Source organism: Ruegeria sp. HKCCA4008, from assembly GCF_013033125.1.
Taxonomy (GTDB): domain Bacteria; phylum Pseudomonadota; class Alphaproteobacteria; order Rhodobacterales; family Rhodobacteraceae; genus Ruegeria.
This window is the reverse complement of record NZ_WQDM01000001.1, coordinates 297,912-316,514: the sequence shown is the minus strand read 5'-3', so window position 1 is coordinate 316,514 and position 18,603 is coordinate 297,912. Positions and strand designations below refer to the sequence as shown.

Sequence of the window (18,603 nt, the reverse complement as noted above, 5' to 3'; positions counted from 1 at the left end):
AAGAACCAACGATTGTCCGCCGGGCGAATTAGCATCCAAACCGCGAAACCGCACACGCCAGACACAAGAATGAAAACCAGACACATTTACGGAAAGGGAAACCAATGAGCAAACCATCAATCGGGTTTATCGGCCTGGGTCTCATGGGCGGAGCCATGGTGAGCCGGCTGTTGGACCAGGGATACTCGGTCACCGTGTTGGGAAATCGAGACCGCACACATCTGGACGCCGCGATTGACCGGGGCGCCCGCGAGGCGCAAAACGCCCTGGAGCTGGCTCAGGCCAGCGACATTGTGATGCTGTGCATGGGAACCTCTGAACAGGTCGAAGGCCGTATGCGCGGCGCTGATGGAGTGATCGCGGGATTGAAACCCGGGGCGATCGTCATCGACTTTGGCACCTCGCTTCCGGGCAGCACGCGCGCCCTGGCAAAGGAGGTTGCCGCAGCCGGCGGAAGCTATCTTGATGCGCCGCTTGGCCGGACGCCCTCGCACGCGCTGGAAGGCAAGCTCAACATCATGACGTCCGGCGACAAGGCTGCCTTCGACAAGGCCGAGCCGACACTGAAGGACCTGGGCGAGAACGTCTTTTTCCTTGGCCCGGTCGGATCGGGACACACGATCAAACTGATCAACAACTTCTTCGGCATGACGGTCGCGAACGCGATGGCCGAAGCCTTTGCCATGGCCGACATCACCGGTGTTGACCGCAAGCAGCTGTATGACGTAATGGCCGCAGGGCCGCTGCATTCCGGAATGATGGATTTCGTGAAGGCCTACGGTGTCGAGAATGACCCAAACCAGCTGGCCTTTGCCATCAAGAACGCTGCAAAAGACCTTGGTTACTATGATCGAATGGCGCGCGAGGCAGGCGTTACAAGCGTGATGTCGCAGGGGGCGCTTTCGGCGCTGAACGACGCGCGCGACCACGGTCAGGCAGATGACATGGTCAGCCAGATGGTTGACTACTACGTCAAGCGTTTCAACACCTGATCGATGGGCGTCACCGCCAACCCCACTGCGGACCTGCCGCGCCTTGGCATCGTGCTGATGCTGATGGCGTGGCTGTTCTTTTCGCTGGTGGACCTTGGGGCCAAGTGGCTGGCGTTGGCCGGCGTGCCGGCATTTCAGTTGGCGTTCATGCGCTATGCGGGGCACTTCGTGATCTCGGTGGGTGTGATCGCCAAAGGTGGGATTGAGGCTGGCCGGTTCAAAACGGACCATCCATGGCAAGTCATAAGCCGGGCCTTGTTGCTGATCTCGGCGACTGTTTTCAATTTCTATGCCCTGCGGTTTTTGCCTCTGACCGTCGTATCGGCAATCATGTTTTCCAGCCCGGTCATCGTGTGTTTTCTGTCCGTCTTTGTATTGAAAGAAAGCGTGGGCCCATGGCGTTGGGCGGCCATCATCCTGGGCTTTCTGGGGGTGTTGGTTGTCGTGCGGCCGTTTGGTTCGGCCTTTCATCCAACCATGCTGCTGATCGTCTACAACGCCACCGCGTTGGCCCTGTACTCGATCATGACGCGCAGGCTGTCCGGAGTTGTTGCCGTGGACACCATGCAATTCTACCTCGGACTTACCGGGACTGTGGTTCTGTTGCCCTTCGCCCTCTGGTTCTGGGTCCAGCCGGAAAACACCTGGAGCCTGATTGTCCTGATCGGCCTTGGCGTCTTTGGCTGGGGCGGGCATCAACTGCTGACGAACGCGCATCGGTTCGGAACGGCAAACCAGTTGATGCCATTCACCTATTCGTTCCTAGTCTATGTTGCGATTTGGGGTTATCTGTTCTTTAACACGGTACCGGATGCATTCACGTTGGCAGGAGCTGCGCTGATCATGGTCGCCGGGCTAATCATCTGGAAAAGAGAAAAGAAATGACGCGAATTGCCTGCATCGGCGAAGCAATGATTGAATTGTCCATGCTGGAAACCGGCGCAAAGGTCGGCGTCGCGGGGGATACGCTGAACACGGCCATCTACATGCGCCGCGCTGCGCCTGACCTGCAGGTGGAGTATGTGACATGTCTGGGTGACGACCCGTTTTCGGGGCGCATCGCGGACTTCATCGACAGCCATCGCATCGGGACATCCGGCATCCGCATCATTCCGAACGCCTCTCCTGGATTATATGCAATCACTACATCCGCGGACGGTGAACGCAGCTTTACCTATTGGCGCAGTGAGGCGGCCGCCCGTCAGCTTTTTGCCGATCACAATTTCAGCCCGCTAAATGGTTACGACGTGCTCTACTTGTCAGGTATTTCCGTGGCCATTCTTCCGCATGCGGTTCGGCTTGCACTTCTGGACTGGCTCGAAGGCTCTTCCGTCCGGTTGGTCTATGACAGCAACTTTCGTCCGCGTCTTTGGGACAGCGTTGAACACGCCCGGCAGATCAACCAGCGGCTTTGGCGGCGTGCTGACATTGCCCTGCCATCCATCGACGACGAGATGGCACTGTTCGGGGAAAGCGCGGATCAGGTGGCAGCACGCTTTGCCGTCCATCACGGCATCGGTGCGTTGAAACGCGGAGAGAATGGCCCTCTGTCCATCGGTCAGAACATTGAACAAACCTATGAACCTGCCAAGAGCGTACTGGATACCACAGCAGCGGGCGACAGTTTCAACGGTGGGTACCTCGCGGCCTTGCTGACCGGGAAATCACAGGCCGAGGCCCTGATGGCTGGACACAATCTGGCATCCACCGTTGTTCAGTTCCGCGGCGCCATCATTCCCGGATAAGTGGCGCGAGGTCTTCGGCGCCGACAAGACGCAAAAGCGGCACTAGCGGATCTGGCTGCTTGGCAGCCAAAGCGATTTCCGACGCGCAAGGATCGTTCAGCGCCCTGCCCTTGGCGGTCTCGGACGTGCAATAGGAAATCCAGGCCCGCACCCCCGTGATCGCCGCCTGAGACCCGGTTTCACGGAGTGTGGGAATAAACCGATAGGGCAGCTTTTGGCTGCCATCCATCGCTATTTGGTCCAAACGGTGCGCCAGCTCGGGGTTTTCAAACCGGCGCAACAGAGCCTCGGCATAGTCCATGACCTGCGCTTGCAGCGCAGCGGGCAGCGTTGCGCCCGCATCCTTCATCAACCCGGAAACCAGCGGGCGCAAAACCGGGTCTCGAACCGCTTCGTGAACGTAGGTCAGGCCCCGCTCCAAACCTGCATAAGCCAACAGGGAATGGGCACCGTTCAACATGCGCAGCTTTCGCATCTCGTGCGGTGCCACATCATCGACCAGTTGCACGCCCGGCCAATCCGGGTGCGGACCGGCGAAATTGTCTTCGATCACCCACTCCGAGAACGCTTCGGTCGGAACGGCCATCGGATCGCCGCTGATTGCGCGAACGGCGTCCGTAGTGGCTGGGGTGATCCGGTCGACCATCGCGTTGGGAAAGCGAACGGCATCCCAATTGACGTCCAGACCGGCTGCATTCGCAAAATCGGAAACGGCCATCTCGAGCGTTTTTCCGTTTTCCATGCGGTTGTCGCAACTCAGCACCGTCACTGGCTTGCGCCGTTCCGCAAGGCCAAAAGCCAGAAACCCGATCAGCGTCGCAGGCCCTTGCCCCGCCAGATCGGCGGCAATCGCCGAATCTTGAAGGTTCAGCTTGCCCGCGGCATCCAAATGATAACCTTTCTCGGTCACGGTCGCCGAGATAATCTCGGCATCCGCCATCGCGTCTAATACCGCTGCACGATCCTCGGGCGCGACCAGAACGTCCCGCAGAGCCTTGATGCGCCGGACGCCCTGCCCCTGTACGCACAGGTCGTACTCGAAACCCTGACGGGCCAATCCATCTCGAACCGAGGATGAACGCAGGCTGACGCCGACAACGTCCCATCCGCCCGCTTGATCGGTGTAGTCCAGCAAATGCGCCCGGGAAAAGTTTCCAAGGCCGAAATGAAGAATTGTACCCATCTAGCTTTGCAACCCGTAAACCTGTTTCGCCAGATCAACCGCCAGCAACCGCGCAAGATGCTCGGCACTGTCCCGACCGAAGTAACCGCGCGCAACCTGCTCGGCCAGATGAATCGCTACGCCCCGCCGCCAAAGGTCGTGTCGTGCAGGAATGGACAGAAAGGCTCGCGTGTCGTCATTGAATCCGGCCAAATTGAAATATCCGGCCGTTTCAACAACCTGATCGAAATACCGCGCAATCCCGGCTGGGCTGTCATGGAACCACCAAGGCGGCCCTATCCGAAGGCATGGCCAATGTCCCGCCATCGGGGCCAGTTCACGGGCATAGGTGCTTTCGTCCAGTGTAAACAGAATGATGCGCAGTTCCGCCGTGTTTCCGACCCGGTTCAACAGTGCCTCAAGGCCCGTGACCCAGTCCATCGCTATTGGAATGTCGGCCCCCTTATCCCGTCCGAAATCCCGCATTACTGCATGGTTCATGTTGCGCTTGCTGCCAGCATGTATCTGCATGGTAAGACCATCATCGACAGACATCTGCGCCATTTCGATCAGCATATGCCCATAGAACCGACGGGCGTCCTGTTCGGTACTTTCCCTCCGTCTCAGCCGCTGGTACATCGCATCCGGGTTTTCCAGCCACTCGGTCTGTACGCGTTCGATACCGTGGTCGGTGGCGGTACAGCCCAGCTGTATGAAATAAGCCCGCCGCATCCGCAGCGCGTTGAGGTAGCCATCATAGCTGCCCAGATCGCAACCTGTCAGTTCACCCAACTTGTTCAGGTTCTGTACGAACTCCGGATCCGCCCCATCCAAAACCCCGTCTGGGCGGAACGTCGGAACAACCCGCCCGCCCCAACCGCTTGCACGGATCTCCTGATGCTCCACGAGGCCGTCGAGAGCGGAATCCGTGGTAGCCAGAACCTCGATCCCAAACCTGTCGAACAAAGCCCTCGGGCGAAATTCGGGTTGCGCGAGCTTTTCTGAGATCTTGTCATAGATCAGGTCTGCCGTGCGCGAAGACAACTCGTCAGACACGCCCAGCGTTTCATGCAGCACGTAGTTCATCCAGATCCGGGATGGCGTTCCCAGAAACAGATGCCAGTGCTCGGCAAAGGTGCGGAACACGGCGCGAGGATCCTTCTTTCGCCCCTCTTCCCCAACGCCGAGTTCTGACAAGGGAACGCCCTGCGAATAGAGCATACGGAACACGTAATGGTCGGGAACCACCAGCAGTTCTGCGGGGTTGGGAAACGGCGCATCGGTTGCAAACCAACCCGGATCGCAGTGACCATGCGGAGACACGATCGGCAGGTCTTTGATGCCCAGATACAGGTCTTCTGCCATCCCATTCAAATTACCAGTCAATTCTGCCTCCGATACTGCCGCCCGCAATTGTTAACACAGTTTTTAATGGTTGCATCTTTCCCGTTCGAACCCGCAGACTGACCGGGTGATCCGGGGGATTGAATGAATATTGCGCTGATTGGTTTGGGGATGGTTTCTGGCACGCATGTCGCCGCCATTCGGGCATCGGAACAAGGCCTCAGTCTTGCCGGCGTCCTCGGGCGCAATACTGAAAAAACAGCTGAGTTCGCGCGGCGAAACGATACTCGCGCATTCGGCTCGGTCGAGGAAATCGCAAACGACCCAAACGTTGACTTTGCGATCATCGCAACCCCGCCCGATCAGCGCAGAGAGTTGGTGCGGGTTCTTTCGACCGCTTCGAAACCGATCCTGATGGAAAAACCCATTGAAAGAACGCTGGGCGCCGCGAAAGCCATTGTCGAGCAGTGCGAGGTGTCTGGCGTGCCGCTAGGCATCGTCTTTCAGCACCGCGCCCGCGCCGCCTCGCAGGCGCTGAAAGCAGCCATCGAACAGGACGAGTTGGGCGCGATCGCCACGGTCGAGATCCGTGTCCCCTGGTGGCGCGATCAAAGCTACTACGACGAACCGGGTCGCGGCACTTTTGCACGCGACGGTGGCGGCGTCATGATCTCGCAGGCAATCCACACGCTTGACTTAGCGATGTGGATGCTGGGGCCGATCTCGGACATTCAGGCCGTGATGAGGAAAACTCCACTGCACGATCTCGAGGCCGAGGATTGGGCAGGTGCAGTCTTTGAAATGGACAGCGGCGCGGTGGGCACGTTGATGGCAACCACCGCCGAATTCCCCGGGGCCGCTGAATCAATCACCATCCAGGGCACGCGCGCCAAGGCGCATCTGGAGTCAGGTGTCCTGACCCTGACCACTTTCGACGGTCAGAAATCCACCATTGGCGAAACCGCCACCACAGGCGGAGGGGCCGATCCCATGGCGTTCACGCATGCGTGGCATCAGACGGTCATCGAGGATTTTGCCAAGGCCGTTTCCAGTGGAACGCTGCCCATGGCCACCGGACACAGTGCCCTTTTGACACACGCCGTCATAGACGCGATGCAGATCGCCAATCGAACCGGCCAGAAAACACGAGTCATCTCATGAGCCTGACTTGCGTCGCCCTTGGCCTGAACCACCGCCATATCTATGGCATGACAGAAAACATACGCAAAATCGGCGTGGACTGCGTTGGCTATTGGACACAAGGCGATCCGGAAACGCTGGCGGGCTACGTCAAAAGGTTTCCCGATATTCCGCGGCTGGCCCGACTGGAAGACGCCCTGACCTGCGGGGCGGATCTCGCTCTGATTTCGGCAATACCGGCAGATAGGGCCGCGTTGACGATCCGCGCCATGCAGAATGGCATGGATGTCATGAGCGACAAGCCGGGCTGCACGACGTTCGAACATCTCAACCAGATCAAGAGAGCGGTCGCGGACACCGGTCGCATCTGGTCGGTGAACTTCTCCGAACGGTTCGAAACGCCCGTCAGCACCCGGGCGACCGAGCTGGTCGAGGCCGGTGCCATCGGGCGCGTGGTCCAGACGGTCGGGCTTGGCCCACACCGATTGAACCGGGCGACCCGGCCAGAATGGTTTTTTCAGCGTGACCGCTATGGCGGCATTCTGACCGACATCGCCTCTCATCAGATTGATCAGTTCCTGCACTACACGGGTTCGAAAACCGCAGAAATCACGAACGCCTATGTGGCGAACTATGCAAATCCCAACGATCCCGGATTGCAGGATTTCGGCGAGGTCAATCTGCGCAGCGAGAATGGCACCGGATACATCCGGGTTGACTGGTTCACGCCGGAGGCCTTGCCGAACTGGGGGGATGGTCGTCTGACGATCCTGGGCACCGAAGGATATATCGAGTTGCGGAAATACGTCGACGTGGGTGGAGCACCGGGGACAGATCATCTGATCCTCGTCAACGGCGAAACCTGCCAAAAGATCGACGCATCCGACGCCGGCCTTCCATACTTTGCGCGACTGGCCGATGACATCCGCAACCGGACCGAAACCGCGATGTCGCAGGCCCACTGCTTTACGGTCATGGAACTGGCACTGTACGCGCAGGAAATGGCGGAACGCAGATGATCAACGTTGCGATCCTTGGCGCAGGTATCGGTGCGCAACATCTGAGCGCACTGGAACGGCTTGACCGTACTTTCCGGGTAACCGCCGTGGTCGACCAGAATAAGGACCGGATCGAACAGATCCGGCAGAACTCGGATTTTCGAGCACTGACCAATATTCAGGACGCGCTGGATGATCCGGCGATTGATGTCATCGACATTTGCCTGCCGCCCCACCTTCATGTACCGACTACCCTTGCAGCACTGGCCGCAGGAAAACACGTTGTCTGCGAAAAGCCTCTTGCGAATTCGATGCGGGATGTGGATCGGATCACGGCAGCCGCACGCGACGCGGGCAAGGAGGTGTTTCCGGTTTTTCAATACCGGTGGGGCCAGTCACTGGCCCAATTGCGCCACCTGCAACGCGCAGGCCTGACCGGAGCGGTCCAAACTGCCGCGCTTGAAACCCATTGGTCCCGAGGGGCGGACTATTACGCGGTGCCGTGGCGGGGAACATGGGCCGGAGAACGCGGCGGCGCAGTGCTGGGCCACGCCATCCACAACCATGATCTGCTGACTCATATCGCGGGCGATATCGCCTGGGTGTCTGCAATGACCACAACGCGGGTCAACCCGATCGAGACGGAAGACTGCGCCGCAATCTGCTTTGGCATGACTTCCGGCGCTTTGTGCACAAGCAATATCACCTTGGGCGCAGCCACGGACGAAACCCGCCTGCGGTTCGTCTTTGAAAAGGTGACTGCCACTTCTGGCACCGAACCTTACGCTCCGGGTCAAACGCCCTGGACATTCGTCGCGCGGGACCCTGTGGATCAATCCGCTATCGACGAGGCCCTTGCAGCCGCCGCTGCCGAACCAACGGGGTTCGAAGGGTACTTTACTGAAATCGGCAAGGCGCTGCGGTCCGAGGCAAATTCGGCCGTTACGTTGAAGGATGGCGCTGCGTCCATCGGCCTTGTGACGGCGATTTATCACGCGGCGCGCACCGGGCAGCGCGTTGCTCTTCCTATCAGGCCTGATCACCCGCTGTATGAAGGATGGCTGCCATGAAACAATGCTGGCGTTGGTTCGGACCCGATGATCCGATCGCCCTGGCCGATCTCCATCAGGTCGGGGTTCAGGGCATCGTCACCGCGCTGCATCACATCCCTCCGGGACAGCCCTGGGATGAACCAAGCATAGCCGACCGGCAGGCCGTTCTGGCCGCGGCCGGGTACAGTTGGGACGTTGTCGAAAGCCTGCCCGTCTCCGAGGCGATAAAGACACAGTCCGAAGACATGGCCGAACATCTGAAGGCGTACAAATCCAGCCTTCGGGCCCTGTCCGCCCGTGGCGTCAAAGTCGTTTGCTACAACTTCATGCCGATCCTGGATTGGACGCGCACCGCCCTTCGCGCCCCGCAGCCGCATGGCGGAACGGCCATGCTGTTCGACCTGACCGACTTTGCTGTATTTGACATACATATTCTCGAACGTCCGGGCGCGCCCGAAGACTATTCCAGCGCCGTCCAGCAAACGGCCAAGGATCGCTTCTTGCACATGTTGGATGAATCCAAAGCCCAGTTACAGCACAATGTCACTGCGGGATTGCCCGGCGCCAACGATCAGTGGAGCGTGCAGGACGTGCGCGCTTTGTTGCAGACCTATGCACATATCGACCGTGACCGGCTGCGCGCAAACCTTGTCGATTTCCTGTCCGAGGTCGCTCCGGTGGCCCAAGAACTGGGGCTGCGCTTGTGCTGTCATCCTGATGACCCGCCATTCTCGTTGCTTGGCCTGCCGCGGATCATGTCCAGCTCCGATGACTACGGCGCCGTTTTGGATGCCGTTGATATACCGTCGAATGGCGCAACGTTGTGTACCGGGTCCCTGGGTGTTTCCCCGGAATTCGATGGGCCGGATTTCGTGCGCCGGCATGGCGGCCGGATTCACTTTGTTCACTTGCGAAATACCCGACGCATCGCGGGGTCGGACAGACATAAGCCGGATTTCTATGAGGCTCCGCATCTGGAGGGCGACACCGACATCGTCGGCACAATTCGCGAGTTGATGAACGAACAGCGCCGCCGCAAATCCCAAGGACGCAGCGACTGGCAAATTCCGATGCGGCCTGACCACGGACAAGAACTGCTGAGCGATCTGGGCGGACACAGCACTCCGGGCTATCCGCTGATCGGGCGTATGCGCGGGCTGGCGGAACTGCGCGGCATTATGGCGGCGTTCTCATAACGCGTCCGGTCAGGCGGTTTCTTCCCGCCCGGAACACTTCTTTGCTTGCCTGAACGCCGCATTCTTCGTTTACTTACGGCACGTAAACGGGCAGCGGGGTGTCTTCCGGACTCGCCCGACGTCTGTTCAAGACGCGTGAAACTCCCGCGAAATCCGATGCGATTGGGCATCATTTTTCGAAACGTCTGCCATACGGAAATGGCGGAAAAACGGGAGGACTCCAAATGAAAACTGCAGGCGTAATCGGTCTTGGCGACATGGGCAGCGGCCTTGCCAAGAACCTGATCAAGAATGGCTTTGAAACATCAGGTTTCGACCTGAGCGAGACACGCATGACGGCATTTGCCGACATGGGCGGCCTGCCCAAGAACAGCGTTGGACAGGTTGGTCGTCACGCCGACAGCGTATTTGTCATGGTTATGAACGGAGATCAGGCACGCGATGTCATTCTGGGTGAAGACGGGCTGGTTGCGAATATGGCCAAAGGCGGAACGGTCATCCTGTCGGCGACCATTACCCCGGCCGAAGCCCGCGCTATCGGGCAAGACATGGAGGGCTCGGGAATTCATCTGATCGACACGCCGGTCTCGGGTGGGTTTCCCGGCGCGCAAAACGGCACATTGACGATGATGGCTGCCGCCGCAGCGGATGTGCTGGACCGAAACGCCGAAGTAATGCAGGCAGTGTCAGCAACCATTCATCGGGTCGGAGAAAACGCCGGCGACGGCCAAACCGTGAAAGCCTGCCTGCAATCCCTTATCGGATCGATCTTTTCCGCCACATTCGAGGCTGCGGCCCTAGCGGCCAAAGCCGGTGTCAGCGGTCAGGCATTGCTTGACGTGTTCTCATCCTCCAGCGCGGGGTGCGGTGTGGTGAATACCGCCCTTGAAAACATCATTGATCGCAAGTTCGAAGCTACCGGCAGCCACATCGCAACCATGCACAAGGACCTGACGATCTCTCTGGCACTGGCCGGTACGTTGGGCGTTCCGATGCATACAGCCTCGTCCGCAATGCAGATCTTTCACGCCGGAAAAACCAAATACCCGAACGGCGACAATTGGGTGTGTACCCGCGTCATCGAAGAGATCGTTGGCGCAGAATTGCATCGCTGAGGGGGCTGAACATGAAACTAGGTGTGATTTGCGACGGCATTTCCCGCGATTTGCGGCATGCCGTTGACGTGATGGACGAATTCGGTCTGGACTATGCAGAGCTTCAGTTCGTTGGTGATACGGAGGTTGGGGACCATTCCCCGCAGCAAATTGCCGAGATCGACGCGCTCTTGCGTGACCGGGGCAAGCCTGTGTCCTGTCTGTCGCGCCATATCTTTGCCGGGATGACAGCTGCAAACAGGCCCGGTGACGACCTGCACACCGGGCACATGGACGCCTTGAAACGCGTAATCGATATGGCGCATGTTGTTGGGTCTCCGCTGGTTCGGATCATGACCCAACGAAAAGAGCAGATACTGTGGGGAAAAAACGGCGCCGAGAAGTGGAACGTCGCGCATGGGGTATGGGACTCGATGACTCCGTTAATCGCGCCAGCGGTTGAACTGGCAAGAGCTGAGGGGGTGACGCTTGTCGTAGAAACCGGAAACGGCACCCTGGTCAACTCCAACTATACAGCCCGCAAGCTGATTGACGATTTGGACGCATTAGACACTTTGAAAGTGCTGTGGGACCCCGGAAACAACTGCTGGTGCCATGAACTGGCATATCCGGACGGTTATGAAGAATTGCGCGGCGGCTATCTGGGTCACATTCACATTAAGGACGTAAAGGTCGACACACCGAGGGCAACGCTGGAAGTGCGCCGCATGGGGGAAGGTCAGCTTGCGCCTCTGTTCCAACCCATCGCCGACGCGCTCCGATCCGACGGCTATGATGGCGTGATTTCATTCGAAAGCGTTTATCATCCCGGCAACGGAAATTTCGAAGATGGGTTTCGTCTGTGCATAGACAGGTTCAAAAGCCTGTTTGCATGAAAGAAAGCTATAGAGTGTTATTAATCAGATACTTAAGCCTCAAAGTTGAATGCCGTATGGGGTGCGGAAAGCTGGGCGCATTCGCGCAAGATCAAGGAAAGGGTCTGATGGATGAAGCACGAGTTTTTTGAGCTGTCCATTGAAACGCCCGGCAAATCCCTCACCGACATCAGCGGGATTGTTCAGCGTGCGGTGTCCGAACATAGATTTGGCTCGGGTCTGCTGACCCTTTGGTGCGTCCACACAGGTGCCGCGCTGTTGGTGCAAGCCAATGCCGATCCCGAAGTGGTCAAGGATATCGAGACGTTCTTCGAGAAACTCGTACCCAAGTCACCAGGCAAGTATCACCACCGCCCGACCGAAGACGACAACGCCCCGTCGCATCTGCGGGCGCTGTTGACGCAAACTCAGGTATCGATCCCGGTCGAACAGGGGCAGCTTCCGCTGGGCCGCGTGCAAAGCCTGTACCTGTTCGAACATCGCGAGGCACCTAAAACCCGCCGGCTGAAGGTGCATTATATCGGGGATTGATGCCTTGGGCCCCATGGAGGGTTGACGGTGCTACCGCCCCATCCAGCCCCCGTCGACGACAAGGATTTCACCGTTGACGTAGTCCGACGCGGCAGAAGCCAGAAAGACCACCGGTCCGGCAAAATCACCAGGCGTACCCCAGCGGCCCTGAGGTGTTCGTTCCAGGATCGACTTCGACCGGACCGGATCGTCCTGCAGGGCTTGGGTATTGTCGGTCGCGATGTAACCAGGGGCGATCGCATTCACGTTCACGCCCTGCCCGGCCCATTCGTTGGCCAAAGCTTTGGTAAGCTGTCCAATCCCGCCTTTCGAGGCCGCGTAGCCCGGCACAGTGATGCCCCCCTGAAATGTCAGCAGCGATGCGGTGAAGATGATCTTCCCCGAGCCGCGTGCCAGCATGTCCTTGCCGATCTCTCGGGACAGAACGAACTGCGAGGACAGGTTCACCTCGATCACTTCGTCCCACCAGTCGTCCGGGTGTTCGGCGACGGGTTTGCGTTTGATCGTGCCGGCATTGTTGACAAGGATATCAATAGTTTGTCCGTCTGCCCTCAACTGATCAATAAACGCATGCAGCGCAGCGCGATCCGAGAAGTCGCATTGGTAAGCCCGGAAATTGCGTCCCATCGCCGTCACGGCTTTTTCGACATCAGACCCGGACAGCTCAAGCGAGGCCGACACTCCGATGATATCAGCTCCGGCCGATGCCAATGCCTCGGCCATGCCGCGCCCGATGCCCCGTTTGCACCCGGTCACAAGCGCAGTCTTTCCCGTCAGGTCGAAACTTTGCAAAACACTCATGAACGCGGTCCTACTTCGATCAGGCTTTTCATTGCGGTTGGGCTGCGATCCAGTGCTTCGAACGCAGCCTGAATGTCTGACAGAGGGCTTACGTCGGTAATCACAACATCCGCGTCCACTCCGCCCGAAGCGACAACTGCGATCGCCTTCTCGTAATCCTCAGGCTCATAGACCCTAGCACCGATCAGTTGCAGCTCTCTCCAGAAGAATTGGAACAGGTCGATCTGGGGCTTTTGGGCATGGATCGCGACCATCACGATCCGGGCCCGCGTCGCGGCAACGGCGGTCATCGCATCAACACCGGGCTGCGTTCCCGATACCTCGAAAACCACATCCGCCCCTTTGTCGCCCGTGCGCGCGTTTATTTTGGACACCAGATCGGTTTCGATTGGGTTGATCGTGTCAAAACCAAGCTTTTCAGCAATCGCCAGACGGTTCGGATTCACTTCGGAGATCACGACCTTGCCACCCGCGTCCCGCGCGACCATGGCAACCAGGATGCCGATCGGGCCGCCGCCGATGACGACAACGTCCTCGCCAGGTTGCAGGCCGGATAGCCGCACATCGTGGCAGGCAACGGCGACCGGCTCGATCAGCGCCGCGTGATCCATGCGCAAGTCATCCGGTAAAACATGCAGCGTATGGGCCGGAACGGTCCAGATCTCTTGCATTGCGCCGTCAGTGTCGAGGCCCAGGAACTTGAGATTCTGACAAATATGCTGATGCCCCCGTTTGCAGGCTGGGCATTCTCCGCAGTGATCAAGCGGTCGGACAACGACCTTCTGGCCAGGCTTTATCGTGTCGACGCCCTCGCCCACCGCTTCGACGACACCGGACATCTCGTGCCCGATTACCCGGTTCAGACCGACACGGGCATCCATGTTACCGTGGTAGACGTGCATATCCGTCCCGCAAATCCCGCAATAGGCAACGCGAATGGCGACCTCGCCGGGGCCCGGAGCTGTCGCCGCGGCTTGTACTACGGCAAAGCTCTTGTTGCCCCGATAATACGCCGCAGAGATCGTCTGGGTCGTCATGTATGCATCTCCTTGTGTTCCGCATTCAGTTTGTCCCAGTCGAATTCCACTCCGGTTCCCGGCGTATCCGGGGCCACGGCCAGGCAGTTTTCCACAACCAGCGGACGGGTCGTGTACTGGTCTATCGGGAATGAGTGTACTTCCAGCCACCCCGCGTTGGGTTGCGCCGAAACGAGGCTGACGTGCAATTCCTGCATGCCATGGCTGCAAACCGGAATGCCATGCTGAGCACTCAGCGCGGCCACGCGCAACCAGCCGGTAATCCCGCCGCAATTTGAGGCATCGGGCTGGATGAAACTCAGCTTCGCGTCATCAAAGGCGTACTCGAATTCGTGAATGGTATGCAGGTTTTCACCCATGGCAAGGGGAACGCCAGTGGCTTCGGCAATTCGGCCATAGCCTTTGTAATCATCTGGAATAGTCGGTTCCTCGAACCACAGGATATCGCAGTCGGCGAACCCTCGGGCGGCCTCGATGGCCTGTTCGACGCTCATGGAGTAATTCGCATCGACCATGAAGAACCGGTCCGGCCCCAGCATCTCGCGCACTGCCCGGGCACGTGCAAGATCGTCGGCCAGATCCGGTTGCCCAACCTTGATCTTGACCGCGTTGAACCCACGCGCAAGGTAGCCTTCGGTCTGGCGCAGCAGTTTCTCCAACGAGAAATTCAGGTCGATCCCGCCAGCATAGGCCTTGCACTGTTTGGACGCTCCGCCGGCCATTTGCCACAGCGGTGCATTCTGCGTTCTGCCGCGAATGTCCCAAAGTGCAATATCCACGGCCGAAATAGCGAACGAGGCGATCCCGCCCCGTGCAACGTAGTGCACATGCCACTGCATGGCATCGTACAGGCTTTCGATCTGTTCGGCGTCTTGTCCAACCAGGAACGGCGCAAGGTCATGCTGGATCATCGCCAGAATGGCATGACCGCCTTTGCCGCCCGTATAGGTGTACCCAACCCCCTCAACCCCATCCGACGTTTGAATGGTAACGGTGATCAATTGAAAGAACGTGTGATCCCCATGTTTGGCGTCAACCAGGACTTCGGCGAGCGGGACGTTGAACAGCCGCGCTGAAACACTTTCTATGCGATTCACGAACCCAAGACCTTCTGCTGCCTGGCAATAACCCGAGACTGTAAAAGGATGACCGCAAAAAGAAAGCCTCCACGTATGACCATCTGCCAATAGGCACTGAAACTGATGGTCCCCTGACCGTTTTCAAAGTTCAGAACGTTGAAGACCAGACCCAGCAGCAGCGCGCCGGCCACCGTCGCGGGGATCGACCCCATTCCACCCGTCAACAGAGTGCCGCCCACAACGACGGATGCGATGGCCGACAATTCCCATCCGACGCCCTCAAGGGGTTGTCCGGCTCCAAAGCCCGAGGCCAGAAAGACGCCAGCCAGCCCAGCACAGCCACCCGATAGAAGGTAAACGAAAGCCTTGGCCCGGTTGACTTTCAGGCCCATGAGGTTCGAGGCATCCTCGCTGCCCCCGATCGCCAACACGGTCCGCCCGATGGTTGTTCTTTCCAGCACCAGCCAAAGTGCCAGCGTCAGTCCGGCCACGATGACGATTGCCCATGGAAACAGACCGAACGCCTGCCCCATGCCAAGCTTAGTAAAGTTCGACCCCCAATCGACTGAAATTGTCTGGGCGCCCGAAATCACCAATGCGCCGCCTTTTGCGGCAAGCATCGTCGCCAGAGTGGCGATGAAGGGCGGAATCCGAAGGATGATAATGCAAAAGGCGTTGATCGCTCCGAAGCCCACCCCGGCAAGTACGGCCCCCGGCAGCGCAACCTGAATCCCGTATGGGCTGAGATAGGCCGCAACAACCGAGGTAAAGGCCGCCACGGATCCGACCGACAGATCAATCCCGCCGGTCATGATCACAAAACACATGCCCAGCGCAATCGCGATGAACATCGCGTTGTAATTCAGGAAAGACGAGAAATTGTAGGCGCTGCCAAAGTTGTCATAGCGCATCAGCCCGAACAGGATCAAAGCCAGAAGTGCGATCCACACTGTCACCGAGGCCGAATTACGTCGAAGGTATTTTCGCAGGTCAAAAGCCGTTTCATCCAACATCGATCAAGCCCTCCGGAACTGCTGGACCCAAACGGCCAGGATAATGATGACGGCCTTGGCTATTAGCGCAACTTCGTCCTCTACCCCGTTGGCCAGCAACGTATATTTGACCAACTGGATGATCACGGCTCCCAGAATGGCGCCAAAGATCGGCGCCCGGCCGCCTTGCAAAAGCGCCCCGCCGACAACCGCGGCCGCGATGGCATCAAGTTCCATCAGATTGCCGTTGCGCGCGGCGTCCGAGGCCGAGTTGATCGCAACCACGATCAGACCCGCCAGGCCCGCAAGCACCGCGCAGATGACATAAGCCCCGATCTTGACCCGCCGGACAGGACCACCCGACAGATATGCCGCGCGTTCATTGCCGCCTATCGCCAGCAGGTAACGGCCCCATGTGGTTCTGGTGATCACCCAGAACAGCACACAGGCAATGGCCAGCGCCAGCCAGCCTTGAAACGGCAAGCCAAGCACTTTTCCGGTTCCAAGATAACTGAATGAAGGGTTTGAAAATGTCTGTAGGTTCCCGTTCGTCAAAACCTGGGCAATACCGCGACCAGAGATGAAGAGAATGAGCGTTGCCACAATGGGCTGAACGTTCAATATGGCAACCATCACTCCGTTGAACACCCCGCATAACCCTGCGATGAACAGCGGCAGGATAATGGCCAAAGTGACGCCGAGCATTGGATTAGCGGCTCCCAGATCCGACAGAAATATCAGCGGGGCCAGCGCCCCCGCCAGAGCCATGACCGCGCCAACCGACAGATCAATCCCACCCGTGGCGATGACCAGCGTCATACCCATGGCCACGATGGCGATCGTGGCAACCTGGCTGATATTTACGAACAAAGTTTGCAGTTGCAGGAAATTGGGGGTGAAAAACGCGTTGAACACCAGCAGGGCGACCAACGCGGCGATGCCGCCGTGAAAGCGGAAGGGCATCGATGCGACCCGTTGCGGCAACTTCATTGCGCGGTCCATGAACCAGTTCCTTCTTCATGATGCGCAAGCGCGCGCACCAGTATGTTCTCGGTAATCCCGGGGTTTGTCAGTTCCTTGACCGAACGCCCCTCGTGCATGACAACGATGCGGTCGGCGCCTTCCACCAGTTCTTCGAACTCCGAACTGATGAGGACAACGCCGAACCCCTTTTCGACATAAGACCGAATGAACGACTGGATCTCTCGCTTGGCGCCGACATCCACGCCTCGGGTCGGCTCGTCCAGTATCAAGATGTCGGGCTGCGTCGCCAGCCAGCGGGCAAGCAACACCTTTTGCTGGTTGCCGCCGGACAACTCGCGAATGGGCTGGTCCATATGCGCTGCCTTGATGCCCAGATCGTCGATGAACGCCTGAACGATCTCGCGCTCGCGGGCAAAGTCGATCTGACCACGGCTGGCCAGTTTCGGCAGCAGGGCCAGCGTCATGTTCTCGCGCACGGACATGTCTGGAATGATCCCTTCGGCCTTGCGATCTTCGGTCAGAAAGCCAACCCCGTTTGCGATTGCGTCACCCGGACCGGACGGTTGCCCTACCGCACCGTGCAGCTCGATTACGCCGCTGCATGCCCCGTCTACACCGAACAAAGCGCGCGCCGCCTCGGTCCGACCCGAGCCCAGAAGCCCGCCCAGCCCAACGATTTCTCCGCGGTGGAGCGTGAGGTCAAAATGCGTCAGCCGCGGGCCTGTCGAAACAGAGTCGGCCCGCAAGACGATATCGCCTTTCTTGGCCTTTGCGCCGGCGAAATCCGTCAGCCCGTCTGCCGCAATCTCGTCCTTGTTGCGGCCCAGCATGTCCGCGATCATTTCCAGTTTAGTCGTGTTCTGGACGTTGCGCGTGCTGACGGTGCGCCCGTCTCGCATCGTAGTGACCCGATCGCAGATATGGAACAGCTCATCGAGGAAATGCGAGACATACAGGACGGAAACGCCCTGTTTCTTTAACTCGCGCACCACACCGAACAGAACTTCGACTTCGCTGGCATCCAGTGAAGACGTAGGTTCGTCCATGATGACCAGTTTCGCGTCCAGCGAAACGGCCCGCGCAATCGCAACCAACTGCTGGATCGCTGTCGAGAAATTTCCCAGCGGCTCGGTCACGTCGATATCTATGCCAAAGCGCGCAAGAACCTCGCGTGCGCGCCTGTTGCCCTCGCGCCAGTCGACCAGAAAGCCGAGACGTTTGGGCTCGTACCCCATGATGATGTTCTCGGTCACTGACCGCAGAGGCACCAGGTTGAGCTCTTGATAGATTGTGGCAATTCCGGATTCCTGTGCTTCGCGCGGGGTGGAAATGCGGCTTGGCACACCGGCCAGATGGACGTCACCGACATCCCGGTCGTACACTCCGGTCAGAACCTTTATCATCGTCGATTTACCCGCACCGTTCTGGCCAATCAGCGCATGAACCTCGCCGGTTGCGATCTCAAGGCTGGCTTGGCTGAGTGCCGGTACACCGGCAAAGGACTTTTCAATTCCCGACATCGAGACGAGCGCATTCATGAGATGTCTTCCTCCGATTGCT

General features: G+C 58.7%; 17 protein-coding genes and 1 pseudogene. 10 read left to right on the top strand and 8 right to left on the bottom strand.

Features of this window, described 5'->3' with window-relative positions; translation table 11 throughout:
* Positions 1-71: 71 nt before the first annotated feature.
* From GOW60_RS01565 to GOW60_RS01555, 3 genes and pseudogenes are all read left to right on the top strand, one after another.
* Positions 72-992, top strand: a pseudogene (locus GOW60_RS01565) (NAD(P)-dependent oxidoreductase); the annotation flags it as partial.
* 3 nt (positions 993-995) lie between these two features.
* Entirely contained in the window at positions 996-1,877 is an 882-nt protein-coding gene (locus GOW60_RS01560; RefSeq protein WP_171227993.1) for a DMT family transporter, read from the top strand.
* Positions 1,874-2,737 (top strand): sugar kinase, encoded by an 864-nt coding sequence (locus GOW60_RS01555; protein WP_171227992.1) that lies wholly within the window; start codon positions 1,874-1,876, stop codon positions 2,735-2,737. Before GOW60_RS01560 ends, GOW60_RS01555 begins: the two co-directional genes overlap by 4 nt.
* Here GOW60_RS01555 and GOW60_RS01550 read toward each other — a convergent pair.
* Both GOW60_RS01550 and uxaC read right to left on the bottom strand, forming a co-directional pair.
* On the bottom strand, positions 2,724-3,920 hold the full coding sequence (locus GOW60_RS01550) for a mannitol dehydrogenase family protein (RefSeq protein ID WP_171227991.1): 1,197 nt from the start codon (positions 3,918-3,920) through the stop codon (positions 2,724-2,726). The two genes, GOW60_RS01555 and GOW60_RS01550, sit on opposite strands and share 14 nt — an antisense overlap.
* Entirely contained in the window at positions 3,921-5,264 is a 1,344-nt protein-coding gene (gene uxaC, locus GOW60_RS01545) for a glucuronate isomerase (protein ID WP_171228345.1), read from the bottom strand.
* A 123-nt stretch (positions 5,265-5,387) separates the two neighbouring features.
* Between uxaC and GOW60_RS01540 the strand changes: the two genes are divergently transcribed.
* The 7 genes from GOW60_RS01540 to GOW60_RS01510 all read left to right on the top strand — a co-directional run bounded on the left by GOW60_RS01540 (position 5,388) and on the right by GOW60_RS01510 (position 12,150).
* Positions 5,388-6,404 (top strand): Gfo/Idh/MocA family protein, encoded by a 1,017-nt coding sequence (locus tag GOW60_RS01540; protein WP_171227990.1) that lies wholly within the window; start codon positions 5,388-5,390, stop codon positions 6,402-6,404.
* Positions 6,401-7,402 carry a Gfo/Idh/MocA family protein gene (locus GOW60_RS01535; RefSeq protein ID WP_171227989.1) on the top strand — a complete coding sequence of 334 codons (1,002 nt, stop codon included), beginning with the start codon at positions 6,401-6,403 and terminating at the stop codon, positions 7,400-7,402. The genes GOW60_RS01540 and GOW60_RS01535 overlap by 4 nt, the downstream gene beginning before the upstream one ends.
* Positions 7,399-8,451, top strand: coding sequence for a Gfo/Idh/MocA family protein (locus tag GOW60_RS01530; protein ID WP_171227988.1), 1,053 nt, complete (start codon positions 7,399-7,401; stop codon positions 8,449-8,451). The genes GOW60_RS01535 and GOW60_RS01530 overlap by 4 nt, the downstream gene beginning before the upstream one ends.
* Complete coding sequence (gene uxuA / locus GOW60_RS01525; RefSeq protein WP_171227987.1) at positions 8,448-9,629, top strand: mannonate dehydratase; 1,182 nt, start codon at positions 8,448-8,450, stop codon at positions 9,627-9,629. The genes GOW60_RS01530 and uxuA overlap by 4 nt, the downstream gene beginning before the upstream one ends.
* 224 nt (positions 9,630-9,853) lie before the next feature.
* Entirely contained in the window at positions 9,854-10,744 is an 891-nt protein-coding gene (locus GOW60_RS01520; RefSeq protein WP_171167389.1) for an NAD(P)-dependent oxidoreductase, read from the top strand.
* Positions 10,745-10,755: 11 nt separating this feature from the next.
* Positions 10,756-11,619, top strand: a complete 864-nt coding sequence (locus GOW60_RS01515; protein ID WP_171227986.1) for a sugar phosphate isomerase/epimerase — start codon at positions 10,756-10,758, stop codon at positions 11,617-11,619.
* Positions 11,620-11,730: 111 nt separating this feature from the next.
* Positions 11,731-12,150: a secondary thiamine-phosphate synthase enzyme YjbQ gene (locus tag GOW60_RS01510; protein ID WP_171227985.1), complete on the top strand. Its 420-nt coding sequence runs from the start codon at positions 11,731-11,733 to the stop codon at positions 12,148-12,150.
* A gap of 30 nt (positions 12,151-12,180) precedes the next feature.
* Here the strand turns inward: GOW60_RS01510 and GOW60_RS01505 are convergent, their stop codons facing one another.
* The 6 genes from GOW60_RS01505 to GOW60_RS01480 are packed head-to-tail and all read right to left on the bottom strand — an operon-like array spanning position 12,181 to position 18,581.
* Positions 12,181-12,951 carry an SDR family oxidoreductase gene (locus GOW60_RS01505; protein ID WP_171227984.1) on the bottom strand — a complete coding sequence of 257 codons (771 nt, stop codon included), beginning with the start codon at positions 12,949-12,951 and terminating at the stop codon, positions 12,181-12,183.
* On the bottom strand, positions 12,948-13,988 hold the full coding sequence (locus GOW60_RS01500; protein ID WP_171227983.1) for a zinc-binding dehydrogenase: 1,041 nt from the start codon (positions 13,986-13,988) through the stop codon (positions 12,948-12,950). Before GOW60_RS01500 ends, GOW60_RS01505 begins: the two co-directional genes overlap by 4 nt.
* A complete protein-coding gene (locus GOW60_RS01495) occupies positions 13,985-15,085 on the bottom strand; it encodes a mandelate racemase/muconate lactonizing enzyme family protein (RefSeq protein ID WP_171227982.1) in 1,101 nt (366 codons plus the stop codon). Before GOW60_RS01495 ends, GOW60_RS01500 begins: the two co-directional genes overlap by 4 nt.
* Positions 15,082-16,080, bottom strand: coding sequence for an ABC transporter permease (locus GOW60_RS01490; RefSeq protein ID WP_171227981.1), 999 nt, complete (start codon positions 16,078-16,080; stop codon positions 15,082-15,084). Before GOW60_RS01490 ends, GOW60_RS01495 begins: the two co-directional genes overlap by 4 nt.
* Positions 16,081-16,083: 3 nt before the next feature.
* Positions 16,084-17,061 carry an ABC transporter permease gene (locus tag GOW60_RS01485; RefSeq protein WP_152458550.1) on the bottom strand — a complete coding sequence of 326 codons (978 nt, stop codon included), beginning with the start codon at positions 17,059-17,061 and terminating at the stop codon, positions 16,084-16,086.
* The gene (locus GOW60_RS01480) at positions 17,046-18,581 is read right to left on the bottom strand and encodes a sugar ABC transporter ATP-binding protein (RefSeq protein WP_254443807.1); all 1,536 of its coding nucleotides are present in this window, start codon (positions 18,579-18,581) and stop codon (positions 17,046-17,048) included. The genes GOW60_RS01485 and GOW60_RS01480 overlap by 16 nt, the downstream gene beginning before the upstream one ends.
* Positions 18,582-18,603: the final 22 nt, after the last annotated feature.

Excerpts from the sequence above, each read along its gene's own strand:
- GOW60_RS01480 (WP_254443807.1), bottom strand. The coding sequence starts at position 18,581 with ATGAATGCGCTCGTCTCGATGTCGGGAATTGAAAAGTCCTTTGCCGGT.
- GOW60_RS01550 (WP_171227991.1), bottom strand. The coding sequence starts at position 3,920 with ATGGGTACAATTCTTCATTTCGGCCTTGGAAACTTTTCCCGGGCGCAT.
- GOW60_RS01515 (WP_171227986.1), top strand. The coding sequence starts at position 10,756 with ATGAAACTAGGTGTGATTTGCGACGGCATTTCCCGCGATTTGCGGCAT.
- GOW60_RS01555 (WP_171227992.1), top strand. The coding sequence starts at position 1,874 with ATGACGCGAATTGCCTGCATCGGCGAAGCAATGATTGAATTGTCCATG.
- GOW60_RS01505 (WP_171227984.1), bottom strand. The coding sequence starts at position 12,951 with ATGAGTGTTTTGCAAAGTTTCGACCTGACGGGAAAGACTGCGCTTGTG.
- GOW60_RS01540 (WP_171227990.1), top strand. The coding sequence starts at position 5,388 with ATGAATATTGCGCTGATTGGTTTGGGGATGGTTTCTGGCACGCATGTC.
- GOW60_RS01490 (WP_171227981.1), bottom strand. The coding sequence starts at position 16,080 with ATGTTGGATGAAACGGCTTTTGACCTGCGAAAATACCTTCGACGTAAT.
- GOW60_RS01485 (WP_152458550.1), bottom strand. The coding sequence starts at position 17,061 with ATGGACCGCGCAATGAAGTTGCCGCAACGGGTCGCATCGATGCCCTTC.
- uxuA (WP_171227987.1), top strand. The coding sequence starts at position 8,448 with ATGAAACAATGCTGGCGTTGGTTCGGACCCGATGATCCGATCGCCCTG.
- GOW60_RS01520 (WP_171167389.1), top strand. The coding sequence starts at position 9,854 with ATGAAAACTGCAGGCGTAATCGGTCTTGGCGACATGGGCAGCGGCCTT.
- GOW60_RS01530 (WP_171227988.1), top strand. The coding sequence starts at position 7,399 with ATGATCAACGTTGCGATCCTTGGCGCAGGTATCGGTGCGCAACATCTG.
- GOW60_RS01535 (WP_171227989.1), top strand. The coding sequence starts at position 6,401 with ATGAGCCTGACTTGCGTCGCCCTTGGCCTGAACCACCGCCATATCTAT.
- GOW60_RS01500 (WP_171227983.1), bottom strand. The coding sequence starts at position 13,988 with ATGACGACCCAGACGATCTCTGCGGCGTATTATCGGGGCAACAAGAGC.
- GOW60_RS01560 (WP_171227993.1), top strand. The coding sequence starts at position 996 with ATGGGCGTCACCGCCAACCCCACTGCGGACCTGCCGCGCCTTGGCATC.
- GOW60_RS01510 (WP_171227985.1), top strand. The coding sequence starts at position 11,731 with ATGAAGCACGAGTTTTTTGAGCTGTCCATTGAAACGCCCGGCAAATCC.
- uxaC (WP_171228345.1), bottom strand. The coding sequence starts at position 5,264 with ATGGCAGAAGACCTGTATCTGGGCATCAAAGACCTGCCGATCGTGTCT.